This is a genomic window from Streptomyces iakyrus, from assembly GCF_000717055.1.
GTDB lineage: Bacteria > Actinomycetota > Actinomycetes > Streptomycetales > Streptomycetaceae > Streptomyces > Streptomyces iakyrus.
In genome coordinates this window covers 1-15496 of sequence record NZ_JNXI01000028.1, presented here as the reverse complement: position 1 = coordinate 15496, position 15496 = coordinate 1, and the positions used below count along the sequence as shown (strand labels likewise).

Genomic DNA, 15496 nt, shown 5'->3' with positions numbered 1-15496 from the left:
TGACGACCTGCACGACTCGCAGCTGAATCTCGACGTCCTGGCCCTGCGGAGGCAAGGCGGCGTATTCCGCTCACTGCGTGACCTGCAGGACCGCTTTTCCGGAGACGCGGCGTCCGCGGAGCGCCTCGGCGGCCTCGGCGAAGCGGTCCCAGGGCCCTTGCCAGCCGATCTCGACGGTGATGGCCCCCTCAGCGGCCAGCTCCGTGAGAACGGTCAGGTCCGGCCCGGCATCGCCCTCGATGACGAAGGACGTCAGCGACTTGGACGGGCCCACGGTCGCATACGGCGGGAAGACCGCCGGCTCCCCGGAAGACCAGCCGACGCTCTGCACGCTGCCCCCCGGAGCGAGCAGGTTCCATGCCGCCACCAGCTGGGGACCGCCGACGCTGTCGATGACCACGTCGACGGCTCGCTCGAGTCCCTCCAGGCCGACCAGCACCTCGTCGGCACCGAAGCCGACCAGCCCCTCCCCACGGGCCGTCGAGCCCACGGACGCGATCACGTGGGCACCCGCCCTCGCCGCCAACTGGACGGCGAACCGGCCCACCCCGCCGGAGGCGCCGGTGACCAAGACCCTCTTGCCCGGCCCGAGCCCGGCGGCCCGCAGCGAGCGCAGTGCTGCCACTCCGGCGACCGGAAGGGCGACCGCCTCCGCCAGGGCCAAGCCCTTGGGAACCTCGGCAAGCGCACCCACATCGATCGCGACGCGCTCGGCGAACGCCCCCGAGGTCAGGGCCACGACCCGGGTGCCCACCGCAGGGCCGGTACCGTCGGCGGCAGCCCGAACCACCACTCCCGCGGCGTCCGACCCGAGCACCGCACCCACGGGCACCCGACCGGAGCGAGCGTCATTGAGGTCTCCGTAGTTCAAAGAGATGTGGGAGACGTCCACCAGGACCTGGCCCGGTCCGGGCACAGGGTCGGGAACCTCGGCGAGGCGTACGGCGGCGGGTGCGGACGCGTCGACGACGAGAGCACGAACAGGCATGTCTTCCCCCTTGGTTGACGACTTGTAACAGCAGTCATCATCGGTAACCATGCTGCCCAGCGGAAGGAGGCACATTTATGTCACGCAGTCACACCCGTGTTGCGGAAGCGGTAAGGGACGAAGCCTGCCCGGTCACCGAGGTGCTCGACCGCGTGGCGGGCAAGTGGAGCATCGGGATCCTGATTGCCGCCGCCCACGGCCCGGTCCGCTTCACCGAACTCGAACGCGCCATCAACGGCATCAGCCGGCGCATGCTCACCCTCAACCTGCGCCGACTGGAGCGGGACGGGCTGCTCATCCGCACCGTCCACCCGACCGTGCCGCCCAAGGTCGAGTACAACCTCACCCCCATGGCCCGGGAACTCCACGCCTCACTGACCGGACTGGTGGGCTGGGCCGAGCGCCACCGGTCCGCCATCGCCGAGGCCCGTGCCGCCTACGACACCGCGGCGGAGCAGCGACCGGACACCCACTGAACCGGGACGGTGACGTTCAGCTTGACGGCGCCCCCCACCGCCATCGCGCGCGGCGGGCCTACGCGTGGCGGGAGTCCTGTTCGCCCGTCTCTTCCTGTTGCGCGGGGGCTGTCTTCGTCCTTGCCGGCAGTGGCGGGGGAGGGCGTGGACTCGGCGTACCAACTGGCGAGGATGCGTGACTTTTCGAGGTCGTCGTCGGTCTTGCCGGCGTAGACGAACAGGATGTGGTCGGGGTCGCCCGGCAGGGAGAGGGCCTCGTAGGTGATGTCGAGGCGGCCGACGACGGGGTGGTCGAACCGCTTCGTGCCCCAGGTGCGTTCGACGACGGTCTGTTCGGCCCACCACGTGCGGAACTCGGGGGATACGGAGCGCAGCTCGGCCACGAATGCGGCAATCCGCGGGTCGTGGGGGTTGCGGCCGGCCTCGGCGCGCAGCACTCCGACGACCTCGGAGGCGACCTGCGCCCAGTCGACGTACCGGGAGCGGGCGGCGGGGTCGAGGAGCATCCAGCGCAGCAGGTTGCGCTCACCACGCTGCTCGTCGAGCCCGGCCCCCTTCCGCACCGACTGGGCCGGCCGGTCCGCCCACGAGACGCTGCTGGAGCGGAAGATCGCCGACTACTCCGGCACGGTCGGTGCGGCGCGTGCCGTGCGGACACCGGCAAGGAGCCCGGCGACCTCACGCCGCCGCCCGGGCGATCATCACCGCCCTCGCCGCCGAAGCCCACCCCCAGCGCCTGCTGCTGGGTGCTCCGGCGTACAGCATGGCGATCGAGCAGTTGAAGTCGATGCTCGCCGAGATCCGCGGGAACGAGGCGCTGACAAAGTCGGCCGACTTCGACGCCCCAGCCGCCCTGACCTTGCGTCAGATCCGCCGGCCGGTGACGGCCTCGCCCGGCCTGTCACCGGACGGCGCTCCCTGGCAGCCCCGCTGCCCCCAACCGCCCGTCACCGGCCGGCGCTCCCTGGCCGGCAGCCCTGCGGCCGCCCCGCACCCTGCGCGGCACCGCCCCGATCCAACACCTGCGCGGGCGCCGCCTGAACACCTTCCTGCGTGGGAGGAGCCACCATGGCACACAGTCACGACAACCACCTCCAGGACCGCGTCAGCGTCATCACCGGCTCCTCCTCCGGCATCGGCACGGCCACCGCCCGGGCCCTGGCCGTGCGCGGCGCCCGCGTCGTCCTCGCGGCCCGCGACGCGGACAAGCTCAACTCCCTGGTCGCGGAGACATGTGGCGCCGGGGGCACCGCGGCCGCCCGCTTCACCGACGTCACCCGCCTCGACGATGTCGAGGGCCTGATGGAGTTCGCGGCCGGCGAGTACGGCCCCGTCGACCACCTGGTCAACAAAGCCGGTCTGATGCTCTTCTCCAAGTCCCGTCCTGCCCGGCATGATCACCCGTCGGTCCGGCCACATCCTCAACCTCAGCTCGGTGGCCGGCATCCGCGTCGGGGACGCCCGCGGTGTCTACATCGCCACCAAGTTCGCCAAGGACCCCAACGAGGGCGCCATCCACCCCGACCGCGTGGCCGACGCCGTCGTCTACGCGCTCAATCAGCCCACCGACGTCACCGTCAACGACATCGTCATCCACCGCCACCCGCCAGGACTGGTGAACCCCCAGCCGCACACGGAAACGGAGCACCGCGCACGAGTAACACCGCCTCCCCCCTCGTCCGCTCGCCCTGATCACCGGGCCCTCGGCGGGGATCGGCTACGAACTCGTGAGGCTGTTCGCCATCAACGGCTTCGACCTGATCGTCACCGGCCGCAGCCAGCACACCGACCAGACCGCAGCCGACCTCACGCGGCACGGCGTCCACGTCGAACCCGTACGCGCCGACCTCTCCCGGAGCGACGGCGTCGAGACGGTGTGGCGGGCGGTGAGGAGACCGGACGGCCGCTCGACGCAGCGGTCCTCAACGCCGGCCGCAGCATCGGCGGCGCCTTCCTCGACACCGACCTCGACGACGAACTGTCCCTGCTGCAACTGAACATGGCCTCCGTAGTCCACCACGCCAAGCACGTCACCCGGCACATGGCCGGCAACGGCCGGGGCCGCATCCTGATCACCTCGTCGTCGTCGGCGACCCTGCCCACCCCCTGCGAGACCGTGTACGGGCCTTCCCGCGCCTTCACCCGCATGTTCGCCCTCGGACTGCGCGAGGAACTCAAGGAACACGGCGTCAGTGTTCGGAACGCCGATCGCTGCATGTGCCCCGGAGCCGGGTCGGCTCGCTTGCACCATTGCGCAACGAAGAGGAAGGGGGCATTATCAGGAATCCTGTTGCTTTAAAGTTGTAGTGATTGGATCCAAACGATGCCATTGAGCCCAAAGATCCAGGCCAGAGGGATCCAGCTGCTGCTCGGACGGATGATGACGCGCGTCCACAAGGACCTGCGTTTCACTGACATCCCGAAGCGCACCGAAGCCCTCTCGGTCGAGACGGACGCCGGTCCTGTGCGCTGTACGGTCTACCGCCCGCCGGCCGACACCGGAACCGCTGCTCCCGTGTACGTCAACTTCCACGGCGGCGGGTTCGTGGTCGGCCGCCCGGAACAGGACGACCACATCTGCCGGTACATAGCCGCCACAGCCGGCTGCGTCGTGATCAATGTGGACTACGCCACCGCCCCGCAGCGACCGTTCCCGGCGGCCCTCACCCAGGCGTACGACGTCACCGCGTGGGTTGCCGGGAACGGCCCCGCCCACGGATGGGACGGCTCGCGCCTCGCCCTGGGGGGACACAGCGCCGGCGCCAATCTGACGGCCGCGGTGTGCCGCATGTCCCGGGACCGCGGCACCTTCTCGCCCCGGCTCCAGATCCTCGACTCCGCACCGCTCGACCAACTCGCCGATCCGGCCACCAAGCGGTCCCTCATAGCCAAGCCATTGCTCAGCCCGCAGCTCATGCGGGTCTTCACAGCCGCCTACGTCCCCGACCCCGCCCACCGTGGCGACCCCCTTGTCTCGCCGGCACTGGCCGATGACCTGGCGGGTCTGCCTCCTGCCTTGGTCATCACCGCGGAGCACGACCGCCTGCGCGATGAGGGCGATGCCTACGCCAAGGCTCTGGAAGCTGCCGGAGTTCCAGTCACCCACCGTGTCTTCGAGGCGGTCGATCACTACTTCACCCACACCGGCCCGGTACCGGAAGGCAAAGCCGCCATCGACCTGATGGCCGCCGCTGTGCGCGACGCACTCAGCCGCTGACGCGCTCAGCCGATGCTGCTCATGACTTTGTACGGTCCTGCGTTCCCTGTATGCGCGTTCGGTGACAAGGGCGGCCTTTACCGGGCCGCTCTGGAGCACTACCGCGCCACCTTCACGGCGGCTGCCCTGCGCAGCCTCGAAGAGGGGGCGGATGCCCGGTCGGCGATCCGTGCGCTGCCGGTCGAGCGGATCCGGATCGCCGTCGAACGCGGCGGCCGGGGATGCCTGTTGGTCAATGCCGCCACCGAGCGCCTGCCGGAGGACCAGCCGACCCGGCGAACCGTTCGGGACGTGCTGGACGCCAACCAGGATGCCCTCGCCAACCTGCTGCGCGCGGGGGCGAGGAGCCGGGCTCGCGAAGCCGGCCGAAATACGTGATCACGCGTAAAGGTGTGGATCTGGTCCCGGCCGTGATGGGGCTCCTCCAGTGGGGCGACCGCTACCGCGCCACCCCGGAGGGCCCGGCCATGCTGTCCCGGCACCGTGGATGCGGCGCGCACGTCGACGCCCAGGTCAGCTGCGAAGAGGGCCACGCCGTACGGCCGGAAGACATCGAGAGCATCCCCGGCCCCGCCTTTCGCCTGAGGCCCGCCGAGTGAACTGAGCGCGATGGCGATTGTGAGCGGACCCAGGAGGGGACGACGCGTCGCCGGCAGTCGCGGTCGAGCCCACCGTCGACGTGTCCGAGCGCGACTACGGTGACGCCCTTCACCTGGGATTTCTGCGGCAGTCAGCCGAGGTAGAAGTCCTTGCGTCCGGCGACGAACTCCCCGACGCTCATGGGCTGCTTCCCGGTGATGCGCTCGACGTCGGTCGTCGCCCTGTCGTAACGGTTCGCTCGGTGCAGTTGCGCCATGGTCGCTACATGCTGCTCGGTGTGCTGTGGCAGGCCCGCGTTCGCGAGTACCTCGGTGCGCCACCAGTGCAGGGGGACATCCAGATAGGTCACCGTGCGGCCGAGTGCTTCGGAGAACTCCTGGGCTGCTTCGGTCATGTCGAGCGCCCGCGGTCCGGTCAGCTCGTACACCTTCCCGGCGTGCTCCCTGGGATCGCGAAGGATGGTCGCGACCACCTGGGCGACGTCGTCGGCAGCGACCGGCGAGGTGCGTCCCGTGCCGAACGGCAGTGCCAGCGTGCCGTTCTCGCGGATCGACCGCGCCGCGAGGGCGGTGAACAACGGGTTGTCCAGGAACGTCGTCGGGCGCACGTGCACCACGGGCAGGCCCGACCAGTCCAGCACCTGCTCCGCCAGCCAGTGCAGCCGCTGCTGGTGGGATTCCGCGGTGCTGGTGGCAGTCATCTGCGACAGGGTCATCTGCGACATGTCCACCAGCACGTCGAGTTCGCCGTGCGCCTTCGCGACCGTGGCCATGACGGTCGCCGCCAGCAGGTGGTCCGGGGACACGCTGAGCCCGAAGTACGTCCGGCGGACGCCGTCGAGCGCGGACGCCACCGTTTCGGGCCGGGTCAGATCCCCGGTGACGACCTGGGCGCCCAATGCCCGCACCTCGGCCGCACGGCCGTCCTCAGGGCGGACCAGGACGCGGACCGGCACGTCCTGCGCGCGCAGCCGCTCGGTGACGAGGCGGCCCACGCCGCCGGCGCCGGTGACGAGAACGAGGTCGTGATCAGCCATCGGTGGCTTCCTTCCAGAGGTGTTCGCCTCGGCCAGGCCCTGGCCGCTGCACGGGTGGTAGTGCCTCCTGGTGCTCGACGTCGCCACTCGCGGTGAGCACCACATTTGCCGATGCGCCGACTAGCTGCCCTCGGTGTGGCTGAGCGCGGGGAATCCGCCGATCGTGGTTGCCCTTCTCGCCGGCGCCGAAGCCGCCGCAGGGGAGGCCGTCCTGCGCGACGTACATGATGGTGCCGCTGCCGGATGCCGTGCGGTCGAGGAGCCTGCGTCGGTCGCGGCCGTCGTCGCCGAAGTAAGAGAGCGCGAGCGGCCGCTGTCGCGCGTTGACGTAGTTGATGGCGTCGACGATCAGGCCCGTGAGGATCTTCTACTGCCTGCCCGTTGCCGTCGGTGACCGAGGTGTAGTCGTCCTGGTGAGGCCGTCGGGGTAGGGGGCCTCACCAGCCTGTCGCAGCCGGCGATGAATGCGTCGATCTCGGATTCATGCACCAGGGCGTTCCTCAGCTGTTGGTGCGGGCGACGGCGAGCTGCGGGCGCCGGCGGCGGGCCATCCAGCCCATGAGCCGGACCATGGGGCGGCGTGGCAGGAGTTTGCCGGCGAGGGCGAGCGGCCGGCCGTTGGTGATCACGGACGGGGGCGCGGATCGGCGGTCGAGCGTGTCGAGGGCGATCGTCACGACCTGCTCGGGGGTCGCCCGTTTCGTGCCGTAGTCGGCGGACTGGCTGCCGGCGACGTCGTAGAACTCGGTCCGGGTGGCGCCGGGGCACACGGCCAGGACACGCAGGCCGGTGCCGCGGGTCTCCTCCCACAGCGATTCGGTGAAGCTGAGGACGAAGGCCTTGGTGGCGCCGTAGACGCTCAGGTATGGGGTCGGCTGGAAGCCCAGCAGGCTGGCGACGTTGATCAGGACGCCGGTGTCGGTGGAGGTCAGCGGGTCGATGTAGGCGCGGCTGAGGTCGACCAGCGCGCTGACGTTCAGCGCGATCATGCTTTGCAGGCGGTCGGGATCCTCGTCGGTGAACGCGTCGTGGGTGCCGAAGCCGGCGTTGTTGACCAGTCCGGTGGCGTAGATGCCGCGGGACTCGAGTTCGGCGCGCAGCGTGCGGCCGGCGTCGGGCAGACCGAGGTCGCGTGCGACGGCGGTCACCGTGACGCCGTGGGTTCGGGTGAGTTCGGCGGCCAGGCTCTCGAGCCGGTCCGCCCGGCGGGCCACCAGTACGAGGTTCGCGCCGCGGCGGGCCAGTTGGCGGGCGAATTCGGCGCCGAGGCCGGAGCTGGCGCCGGTGACGATGACGGTCTGGCGGTGGTAGTCGATTCCGTTCATGCATTCACTCTACGCACGCTTTTGCACTGAGTGCAAGCTGCTGCATCGAGTGCGACGCCGTACCATCGGTGCATGGCTCAGAAACCGACACGTATCCGGGAACAGACCCGCTCGGTGGTCCGATCGCTGCTGGCCCGGACCGCCATCGAGCTGTTCGCCGCCAAGGGCTACGACAAGACGACCCTCGACGAGGTCGCTGCCGCCGCGGGCGTCTCGCGGCGGACCCTGTTCAACTACTTCCGCAACAAGGAAGACCTCGCCCTCAGCGGACTGGACGAACAGGGCGAACTGATCGCCGCGCGCCTCGCGGAGCGCCCGGCCGACGAGGATGCCTGGACGGCACTGCGCGCGGCGTTCCAGGTGCTCGAGGAGATCGACATGACAGCCGAAGGGCGCCTGGAGTTCATCACGCTTCTGTTCGGCAACGATTCCCTACGTGCCGGACACGCCGAGAAGCAAGCCCGCTGGCAAGACCTGTTCGCACCGCACCTAGAGGAGCGACTGCCCGACTCCGACCGCCGGACCCTGCAAGCCCGCGCGATCGCAGCCGCAGCGATCATCTGCCTGCAGGCAGCCAACGAAGAATGGGTACGCCTGGGCGGACAGGCCGACCTGTTCGACCTCTATGACACCGCCGTGCAGGCCATCCGCCGCCCTACCTGAAACCGGCCGCATCGACAGGCCGGTCCGTGGCCTGGCCCTCGGAATGTGCCGGTCAGGCCCTTAACGGGGGTGCTGCTGACGGAAGATGCGGGCAGAGAGCAGGTCCGCGCAGTGAAGTGTGGACCTCAGAGCCGTCCCGGCGATGGTCCGCGACCTGAACGGAATCGCGAGCGTGTTCCTGACGGACTTCGCCCGGGATGCCGCCGTGGTCGTCCGCGAGGGCGGGGCCAATCGTTTCGGTACGGGCACCTTGGTGAGGTCGGGCGAACCGGCCGCGCCCCCGATCCTCAAGGATTCCCTCCTGGCTCTGCCCGCCCCTAGGGGGAATAGCCGGATCATCGGCGGGGACGACATCCTGGCTGCCGCAACGATTCAGTTGTTCGGCGGCAACCTCGGGCAGCGAGCCCTCACCGAGGCGCGCGAGGCGGTACATACCACGTCGGCGGCCGCGCCGCCTGTGTCCAGCACGGCCCTTGCCGAGCCTGGCTGATCCGGAATCTGCAGGCGGTGTTGGCCGGGCATGGCCGGTTCGCGGACGCGACCGCACGAGCACCTCGGCGCTCGGTTGATTCTCAGGGGTTCGACGCGGTCAGGTACCGCTGGATCGTCGGTGCCAGCCATGCCACGATCTGCGCCCGCGTCAGCCCCATCGCAGGCGGTATCCGTAGCACGTATCGCGTGAGCGCCAGCCCTAGCAGCTGCGATGCCATGAGTGCCGCCCGTGCCGGAACCTGCTCGGGGTCGGGGCATACCTGCTGGGCCACCGGCAGGAGCTGCTCCCGCAGGATGTCCTGCATGCGTTCGGCCCCCGCCTGGTTGGTCACGCCGACCCGCAGCAGGGCGGTTAGGACCTCGTTGTTCTCCCACATGTCGAGGAAGTGCTCGACGAGGATCCGCCCCGCGTCCTGCCGGCGGTCCGCCCCGCTCATGTCAGGCAGCCGCAGGTCGATGGCGACGGCCGCCGCGAAGAGGCCCTCCTTGTTGCCGTAATACCGCATCACCATCGACGGATCGATGTTCGCGTCCCTGGCGATGGCGCGGATCGTGGCCCGCTCGTAGCCGTCGGTCGCGAAGCGCTCGCGGGCCGCCGCAACGATCGCCCCGCGAGTGGCGTCGGAGCGTCGGGGAGTGCCGGAGCCGGGGAACGGCGAGGTGCTTTCGCTGCGGTTCATGCCAACAAGCGTAGGCCAACGAGCGTAGGTCAACGAGCGTAGGTCAACGGACGTTCGCCAACATCTGTTTGCCAACAATCGTTGACATGCCCTCCAGTGCCTCGCTACGGTTGTCAACAACCGTTGGCCAACATCCGTTGGCGAGCAGTTGATGACAAGCAGGCGTTGGCGACTGGAGGCCACCATGAACGGCACCGCCACCCACCGCACGGTGATCGTCGTCGGTTCCGGCCCCACCGGCCTGCTCCTCGCCGGTGACCTCGCCACAGCCGGCGTCGCCGTCACGCTCGTCGAGAAGCGGCCGCGCAAGATCAGCAACCTCTCCCGCGCCTTCGGGGTGCACGCCCGCACCCTGGAGCAGCTCGACGCCCGCGGCCTGGCCGACGAACTCCTCGCCACCGGCGACACCATCACCGGTCTGCGGCTCTTCCGCCGCCTCTCCCTCGATCTGAGCACGCTGCCCTCGCGCTTTCCGTTCCTTCTCATCACTCCGCAGTACGAGGTCGAGCGGCTCCTGGAGCGGCGGGCCCGGGAGGCCGGGGTGGAGTTCGCGTACGAGAGCGAGGTCGTGGGGCTGCGTCAGGACGACGAGGGGGTCGACCTCGACGTGCGCGGCGCGGACGGAGCGGTCGTCACCCGCAGGGCGGCCTACGTCGTCGGCGCCGACGGTCACCGCAGCGCCGTGCGGGAGGCGATCGGTCTGGACTTCCCCGGCGTCTCGGTCATCAGGTCGCTGATCCTGGCCGATGTCCGGCTGGCAGAGAAACCCGAGGGCGTCCTCACCGTCAACGGCCGCGGCGACGCCTTCGCGATGATCGCCTCTTTCGGTGACGGCTGGTACCGGGTCATGGGCTGGAACCGCCGCAACGAGGTCTCCGACGATGCCCCGCTCGCCCTCGACGAGGTCAGGGAGATCACCCGCCGCGCCATGGGCACCGACTACGGCATGCTCGACGCCCGCTGGCTCTCCCGTTTCCACAGTGACGAGCGCCAGGCACCGCACTACCGGGTCGGGCGGGTCTTCCTCGCCGGGGACGCCGCGCACATTCACTCTCCGGCCGGCGGGCAGGGCATGAACACCGGTCTCCAGGACGCCGCCAACCTGAGCTGGAAGCTCGCCGCGACCGTCCAGGGCAGGGCGTCCGAAGGGCTCCTCGACAGCTATGAGGCCGAGCGGCACCCGATCGGCAGGGCCGTGCTGCGCAGCAGTGGGGGACTGGTCCGGCTGGCCCGCGCGCGGAATCCGCTGCTGCGTGCCGTCCGCGCCCTGGTCTCCGCGTTCATCGACGTGTCCCCGCCCGTCCAGCGCAAGGTGCTGGGCCAGATCACCGGGATCGGCTACACCTACCCCGCCCCCCGCGGCTCCCACCGCCTCACCGGCACCCGCCTCCCGGACGTCTCTCTGAAGGACGGCCGGCTCCACGAGGCGCTGCGCGGCGGCCGGTTCGTACTGATCACGCAGGGGACGTACGAAGGTCCCGGTGTCCGTGAGGGGTGGCTGACCGTCAAGCGCTGGGCGAGTAACCGCCCGACGACCGTCCTGGTACGGCCCGACGGATACGTGGCCTGGGCGGCGGAGGCTTCGGACGCAGCGGCGATCGAGAGGGCGCTGGCCGGGTGATCGCGGTTGAGGAATGGCGCGAGGGCCAGCAGGCGCCGGACGAGGCAGCACGGCTCAGATTGTGCGGGAGTTGTGCGAGGGCAAGTCGGTCGACCTGCACGGCGAGCACCTCCGGGTGACGGACGCGACGCTGGCCCGCGTACCCGACCCGATCCCCGAGGTCTACTTCGGAGGCTCCTCGCCGATCGCCGGACAGATCGCCGCCCGGCACGTCGACGTGTACCTCACCTGGGGTGAGCCGCCGGCGCAGGTCGCCGAGAAGATCGCCTGGATCCGGAAACTGGCCGCGAAGGAAGGGCGCACCATCCGGCTCGGGATCCGGCTGCACGTCATCACCCGTGACACTCCCGAGCAGGCCTGGGCGGAGGCGAACCGGCTCCTGGACGGCTTCGACCTGGAGACCGTGGCGTCCGTGCAGGCGGGGCTGGCCCGCAGCGAGTCGGAGGGTCAGCAGCGGATGCTCGCCCTGAACCGCGGCGGCAGCCGGGACGCCCTGGAGATCCACCCCAACCTGTGGGCCGGTATCGGCCTGGTGCGCGGCGGGGCGGGCACCGTGCTGGTCGGCAGCCACGACGAGGTCACCGAGCGCATCAAGGAGTACGCGGCCCTGGGTATCGAGGAGTTCGTCCTCTCCGGCTATCCGCACCTGGAGGAGGCGTGCTGGTTCGGCGAAGGCGTCCTGCCGAGGCTCCAGGCGCAGGCGCAGGCGCAGGCGCAGACGCAGACGCAGACGCAGGGGCTGTGGCAGCACCCCTTAGGCAAGCAGGACGCACCCTCCGTGCAGGTGCCGTTCGCCGGAGCCGGGAGTCGATGATCGCTCACATGGTCGCCGAAGCCGACGGCGAAACCGGCCCGCCCTCCCCGCGCCGGCCACCGACACCACCCACCGACACCACCCACCTATCGTCGCCGGGGCCCCGCGTCTCGCGGGCGCCCTGGGCGCGGCACGCACCCTGACCGGGCGCCGCGCCTTTACCACTGAAACGGCGTTGACTGAACGGCCCCCTTGACGCGGCCGGAACCCCGGCCTGACACTCGACCAGGAGAATCCCAGTGAACTGGTAGGGAAATCATGGATCGTGCTGGACAGGACATCGGCAATGACGCTGTCCGTGCCGCCGTCCGGCAACTGCCCCTGCTGACCTCCCGCCGCCACATCGACCTCGCGCGCGTGTGCAGTGCGGCGAGCCTCGCGAGCGGTCGGTACCCGGTTTCCGGCCACGCCTGACCCTCCCGCAGGACCGCATTCCGGCCGTGCCAAAGTCGCGCGTGCCGTCGCCTCCGCGCTCGCCTGCATGTGACCGACCACCCTTGGGAGACGCATGTCCGCCACATCCCCGACAGTCGCGCCCTCCTTCCGAGGCAGGATCGGCTGTGACGCCCGCAGCGGCTACTACGCGGCATCGCACCGCTACCGGCTCCACCTGGCGCTGTCCTGTCCGTACTCTCTGCAGATCGCCGTTGTGCACAGCCTCCTCGGTCTCGACGACACCCTTCCGGTGACATTGCTGCCTGCCGTACCCGACGTCCCCGGCGGGGGACACCGGGCACTGCGCCCGCTGTACGAGGCCAGTTCGCACCAGCACCCTGGCCCCGCCACGGCACCGGTCCTCAGCGATGACTGGACCGGAACGATCGTCAGCACCCACACCCCCGACATCCTGCGAGACCTGGCCCGGCGGTTCGGCGGACACGGCCCCGATCTCCACCCGCACGGCGCCGAGGAGGCGATCGAGTCTGCAGGCCGGCTCTGCGAGCTGGGCATCACGGCGACTGCCCAACGAGCCGGGCGCTCCGGCGGCGCCCCGGCGGTGCGCGACGCCGCGCTGGCCGCCCTGCTGCGCACGCTGGACGTGATCGAGCGGCGCCTCGCCTCCCGGGAGTACCTCCTGGGTGACGAACTCACGGTCGCGGACGTGCAGTTGTGGGTGACACTCGTTCAGCTGGACATCGTGCACCGCCACCACCTGGACGCCGCCGCGGTGCACCGGATCACCGGCTACCCCCGCCTGTGGGCCTATGCCCGACGGCTGGCGACGTACCCCGCCTTCGGCACTCACCTCGACCTCGACGGCATCGCCCGCAGACACCACGCCCACTGCCGCGGCCAGGAGGCCGCCGGCTCGGCGGTCCAGATCGTGGACTGGTGCGCGTACACAGGGCTGGGCGAACCGGAACCGGCACGACAGCCCGGCTGACCGGCCGGACGGCTGGTGTGACGCTCTTCCTGGATTCTCACGCGGGTCGTGGGCGGCAGTCCGGGGAGAAGAGCGTCCGCCCTGGGAGCCGACGCCAGTCAGCAGGTCAGTGGGTCCCTGTCGCCGTCCTGACCGGCCGAGTGAACCAGTTCGATGACACGTTCCTCATACCGGACGCGGGCGGGAGAGAAGTCGTACGGCATCTTGCCGATGGCCTCCATCGCACTCATCCCCGCCCCGTCTTCTTGCTCGCCGGCGTGCTTGTCCTGCCGGTCCAGGAGGACGTTGAGGGCCTCTTCCAGGCCGGATCTTTCGATGGCGGCTGCCAGGGCGGTCTCGTGAGCACATCGCTGGGCGGCCAGGTCTTCGATGCGGGGGTCGCCGGGGGACATGGCGTCGTCCAGGGCCGCCTCGGCCTCGGCCAGCCGGTCCTCCTCCGCCCGCAGCTCTGGGTGGGTGGCCAGGACGATGAACCGGTCGGCCTGGAGGGCGGCGCCCAGAGGGCCGAGGATGCGCTCCGTGACCAGGAGGGTATCGAGGTCGGCGGTGCGCAGGGCCCCGGGCGGTAGATCGCGTAGGCGGCCAGTGACCAGCGGTGAGAGCAGGCCCAGGGGGCTGCCCACCTCGCTCAGACGGTTCACGGCGGCCCGCTGGGCCTCGATGGCTGCAGCCTTGGATGCGAGGGACTCCTCCAGGCGGGCCAAGGACTGCTCGATGCCGGTGGTGCCCTCGAAGGCGGCGTGGATGTCATCCAGGGAGATACCCGCATCGGCCATCCTGCGGATCCACAGCAGGCGGATCATGTCGTCGTATCCGTAACGGCGGCGGTCATCACTGCCGCGTTCCGGTTCGGCTAGGAGACCGATGGCGTGGTAGTGGCGGATGGCGCGGGGCGTGGTCCCGACGAACGCGGCGGCATCGCCGATCTTGACCCGGCGGGGAATCGCAGGAAGGGGCATGCGAGGGAACCTCTCAGTGGCGTGCTCGCCGCCTACTGGACCACATGCCGCTACGTCACATGCAAACCCTCTGCCGTGAGGGCGCGCGAAGGCGTACCAGGTGAGCAGAGGGCAAGATGAGCCAGAACTCGCAAAGGACTGTCGACAGCAGCACGAAGACATCGCTCGACACCCGCGCAGCCGCTTACAGCATTTGATCAACGCATGACAGCGCCCTGGCCTAGGGTTTCACGAGCTGTGACGGCATTGCGAGGGAGGACACGAGGAGATGGCCGCCGCCGACTACACGTTCGACGTCTTCATTGCGGGTGAGCCCGCAGACTCGGGTACCGAACGAGCCGTCAGACGCCGGCTGCACGAGTTGGGCGTCCGCACCGAAGTCGCCGACCGAGAGACCTCGCTGGCCTTCCACATCGAGCAGATGGACCGCTGCCGCAACTTCCTGCTGCTCGCCACACCAGACTCCGCCAGGTCCCACCCCGTCCGCGAGCAGGTCGACTACTGGCGTGATCACCGCGGCATGCGGAAGTCGTTCCACATCCTCGACGTCTCGGGAAACACCCTCCGCCAGGAGACTCCCGGACATCCCGGAGGCTGGCACCACCTCCTGGACTTTCCCCCCTTCGGCCCGGGCGACAAAAAACCTGCGGGTATCTGGCTCCCAGCCGCCCTCGACGACCCGCAGCACGCAAAGAAGCTGGCCGCCACCCTCACTGCCGAAAGGGCCCCGGTCGCGCCAACAGACAGCCCTGCGACGGCAACGATGCGGGCGCGATCACTACTTCTCGGGCTGCTCCTACTGGCCGCCCTGATGAGCACCGCCTGGATCAGCACCAGAAGCCTCCTCGAAAGCCACCAGCAGAACGAGCTGGGCCCAACCGACGCACCCGCCGCGGTCGCCTCCGTAGTCAGCATCGGAACAACCATCGGCGTACTCGTCGGCGGCACCCTCGCCGGCCTCGCCAAGCTCATCCAGGCCCGCGGCCAGCGAGACGCCGACCTCGTGCGCGCGAACGCCGAAATGGTCCGAGCACAAGCAGACATGATCCGCGCCAGGGCAGGGCTGCCGCCCAGCGACAACCCCGGCCCCTCCGGCCCGCTCCCTGCCCCCGAGGCAGAACCACCGGCCGAGCCGCCCGCCACCTAGGACTTGTCCGGCCGATCATGCGCGGAGCCAGATGACGAGGGCTGCGGCAGTCGCGGTGCCGAGGAAAACGTAGCCGCGCTTGTCATAGCGGGTG

15 protein-coding genes and 4 pseudogenes are annotated in these 15496 nt (G+C 69.9%); 13 read left to right on the top strand and 6 right to left on the bottom strand.

What is annotated here, in order from left to right; all coding sequences use genetic code 11:
• Positions 1–70 precede the first annotated feature (70 nt).
• Positions 71–988: a zinc-binding dehydrogenase gene (locus OO68_RS35285; protein WP_209442654.1), complete on the bottom strand. Its 918-nt coding sequence runs from the start codon at positions 986–988 to the stop codon at positions 71–73.
• 77 nt (positions 989–1065) lie between these two features.
• Between OO68_RS35285 and OO68_RS35280 the strand changes: the two genes are divergently transcribed.
• The gene (locus OO68_RS35280) at positions 1066–1464 is read left to right on the top strand and encodes a winged helix-turn-helix transcriptional regulator (RefSeq protein ID WP_033313420.1); all 399 of its coding nucleotides are present in this window, start codon (positions 1066–1068) and stop codon (positions 1462–1464) included.
• Here OO68_RS35280 and OO68_RS43245 read toward each other — a convergent pair.
• A complete protein-coding gene (locus OO68_RS43245; protein WP_051814915.1) occupies positions 1425–2027 on the bottom strand; it encodes an MmyB family transcriptional regulator in 603 nt (200 codons plus the stop codon). The two genes, OO68_RS35280 and OO68_RS43245, sit on opposite strands and share 40 nt — an antisense overlap.
• Before the next feature lie 505 nt (positions 2028–2532).
• Here OO68_RS43245 and OO68_RS44700 point away from each other — a divergent pair.
• From OO68_RS44700 to OO68_RS35250, 6 genes and pseudogenes are all read left to right on the top strand, one after another.
• On the top strand, positions 2533–3156 hold the full coding sequence (locus OO68_RS44700) for an SDR family NAD(P)-dependent oxidoreductase (RefSeq protein WP_245237288.1): 624 nt from the start codon (positions 2533–2535) through the stop codon (positions 3154–3156).
• A 35-nt stretch (positions 3157–3191) separates the two neighbouring features.
• A pseudogene (locus tag OO68_RS48375) lies at positions 3192–3299 on the top strand (SDR family NAD(P)-dependent oxidoreductase); the annotation flags it as partial.
• A gap of 41 nt (positions 3300–3340) precedes the next feature.
• Entirely contained in the window at positions 3341–3763 is a 423-nt protein-coding gene (locus OO68_RS42645) for an SDR family NAD(P)-dependent oxidoreductase (protein ID WP_280922556.1), read from the top strand.
• A 24-nt stretch (positions 3764–3787) separates the two neighbouring features.
• Positions 3788–4681: an alpha/beta hydrolase gene (locus tag OO68_RS35260; RefSeq protein WP_033313416.1), complete on the top strand. Its 894-nt coding sequence runs from the start codon at positions 3788–3790 to the stop codon at positions 4679–4681.
• A gap of 54 nt (positions 4682–4735) precedes the next feature.
• Positions 4736–5023, top strand: a pseudogene (locus tag OO68_RS35255) (TetR/AcrR family transcriptional regulator); the annotation flags it as partial.
• 50 nt (positions 5024–5073) lie between these two features.
• A complete protein-coding gene (locus OO68_RS35250; RefSeq protein WP_245237287.1) occupies positions 5074–5280 on the top strand; it encodes a hypothetical protein in 207 nt (68 codons plus the stop codon).
• A 131-nt stretch (positions 5281–5411) separates the two neighbouring features.
• Here OO68_RS35250 and OO68_RS35245 read toward each other — a convergent pair whose 3' ends face one another.
• Both OO68_RS35245 and OO68_RS35240 read right to left on the bottom strand, forming a co-directional pair.
• Entirely contained in the window at positions 5412–6317 is a 906-nt protein-coding gene (locus tag OO68_RS35245; protein WP_033313414.1) for an NmrA family NAD(P)-binding protein, read from the bottom strand.
• Between the two features lie 500 nt (positions 6318–6817).
• Entirely contained in the window at positions 6818–7642 is an 825-nt protein-coding gene (locus OO68_RS35240; RefSeq protein ID WP_033313412.1) for an SDR family NAD(P)-dependent oxidoreductase, read from the bottom strand.
• 72 nt (positions 7643–7714) lie between these two features.
• On the opposite strand from OO68_RS35240, the gene OO68_RS35235 reads away from it, so the two are divergent.
• Together OO68_RS35235 and OO68_RS35230 are read left to right on the top strand one after the other, a co-directional pair.
• Positions 7715–8305 (top strand): TetR/AcrR family transcriptional regulator, encoded by a 591-nt coding sequence (locus tag OO68_RS35235; protein ID WP_033313411.1) that lies wholly within the window; start codon positions 7715–7717, stop codon positions 8303–8305.
• Between the two features lie 130 nt (positions 8306–8435).
• Positions 8436–8795, top strand: a pseudogene (locus tag OO68_RS35230) (hypothetical protein); the annotation flags it as partial.
• A gap of 82 nt (positions 8796–8877) precedes the next feature.
• Here the strand turns inward: OO68_RS35230 and OO68_RS35225 are convergent.
• Positions 8878–9477, bottom strand: coding sequence for a TetR/AcrR family transcriptional regulator (locus OO68_RS35225; RefSeq protein WP_033313410.1), 600 nt, complete (start codon positions 9475–9477; stop codon positions 8878–8880).
• Positions 9478–9661: 184 nt separating this feature from the next.
• Here OO68_RS35225 and OO68_RS35220 point away from each other — a divergent pair, with 184 nt between their 5' ends.
• From OO68_RS35220 to OO68_RS35210, 3 genes and pseudogenes are all read left to right on the top strand, one after another.
• Entirely contained in the window at positions 9662–11098 is a 1437-nt protein-coding gene (locus OO68_RS35220; protein WP_033313408.1) for an FAD-dependent monooxygenase, read from the top strand.
• Positions 11099–11141: 43 nt separating this feature from the next.
• Positions 11142–11912 (top strand): annotated as a pseudogene (locus tag OO68_RS35215) (LLM class flavin-dependent oxidoreductase); the annotation flags it as partial.
• A 508-nt stretch (positions 11913–12420) separates the two neighbouring features.
• Positions 12421–13296: a glutathione S-transferase C-terminal domain-containing protein gene (locus OO68_RS35210; RefSeq protein ID WP_033313407.1), complete on the top strand. Its 876-nt coding sequence runs from the start codon at positions 12421–12423 to the stop codon at positions 13294–13296.
• Positions 13297–13394: 98 nt separating this feature from the next.
• On the opposite strand, the gene OO68_RS35205 is transcribed toward OO68_RS35210, so the two are convergent.
• Complete coding sequence (locus tag OO68_RS35205) at positions 13395–14255, bottom strand: MerR family transcriptional regulator (RefSeq protein ID WP_033313406.1); 861 nt, start codon at positions 14253–14255, stop codon at positions 13395–13397.
• Positions 14256–14523: 268 nt separating this feature from the next.
• Here OO68_RS35205 and OO68_RS35200 point away from each other — a divergent pair, with 268 nt between their 5' ends.
• A complete protein-coding gene (locus tag OO68_RS35200; protein WP_033313404.1) occupies positions 14524–15402 on the top strand; it encodes a hypothetical protein in 879 nt (292 codons plus the stop codon).
• Positions 15403–15496 lie beyond the last annotated feature (94 nt).

Coding starts and splice junctions, on each gene's coding strand:
- OO68_RS35285 (WP_209442654.1), bottom strand. CDS start 988: ATGCCTGTTCGTGCTCTCGTCGTCGACGCGTCCGCACCCGCCGCCGTA.
- OO68_RS35280 (WP_033313420.1), top strand. CDS start 1,066: ATGTCACGCAGTCACACCCGTGTTGCGGAAGCGGTAAGGGACGAAGCC.
- OO68_RS44700 (WP_245237288.1), top strand. CDS start 2,533: ATGGCACACAGTCACGACAACCACCTCCAGGACCGCGTCAGCGTCATC.
- OO68_RS35260 (WP_033313416.1), top strand. CDS start 3,788: ATGCCATTGAGCCCAAAGATCCAGGCCAGAGGGATCCAGCTGCTGCTC.
- OO68_RS35245 (WP_033313414.1), bottom strand. CDS start 6,317: ATGGCTGATCACGACCTCGTTCTCGTCACCGGCGCCGGCGGCGTGGGC.
- OO68_RS35240 (WP_033313412.1), bottom strand. CDS start 7,642: ATGAACGGAATCGACTACCACCGCCAGACCGTCATCGTCACCGGCGCC.
- OO68_RS35235 (WP_033313411.1), top strand. CDS start 7,715: ATGGCTCAGAAACCGACACGTATCCGGGAACAGACCCGCTCGGTGGTC.
- OO68_RS35225 (WP_033313410.1), bottom strand. CDS start 9,477: ATGAACCGCAGCGAAAGCACCTCGCCGTTCCCCGGCTCCGGCACTCCC.
- OO68_RS35220 (WP_033313408.1), top strand. CDS start 9,662: ATGAACGGCACCGCCACCCACCGCACGGTGATCGTCGTCGGTTCCGGC.
- OO68_RS35210 (WP_033313407.1), top strand. CDS start 12,421: ATGTCCGCCACATCCCCGACAGTCGCGCCCTCCTTCCGAGGCAGGATC.
- OO68_RS35205 (WP_033313406.1), bottom strand. CDS start 14,255: ATGCCCCTTCCTGCGATTCCCCGCCGGGTCAAGATCGGCGATGCCGCC.
- OO68_RS35200 (WP_033313404.1), top strand. CDS start 14,524: ATGGCCGCCGCCGACTACACGTTCGACGTCTTCATTGCGGGTGAGCCC.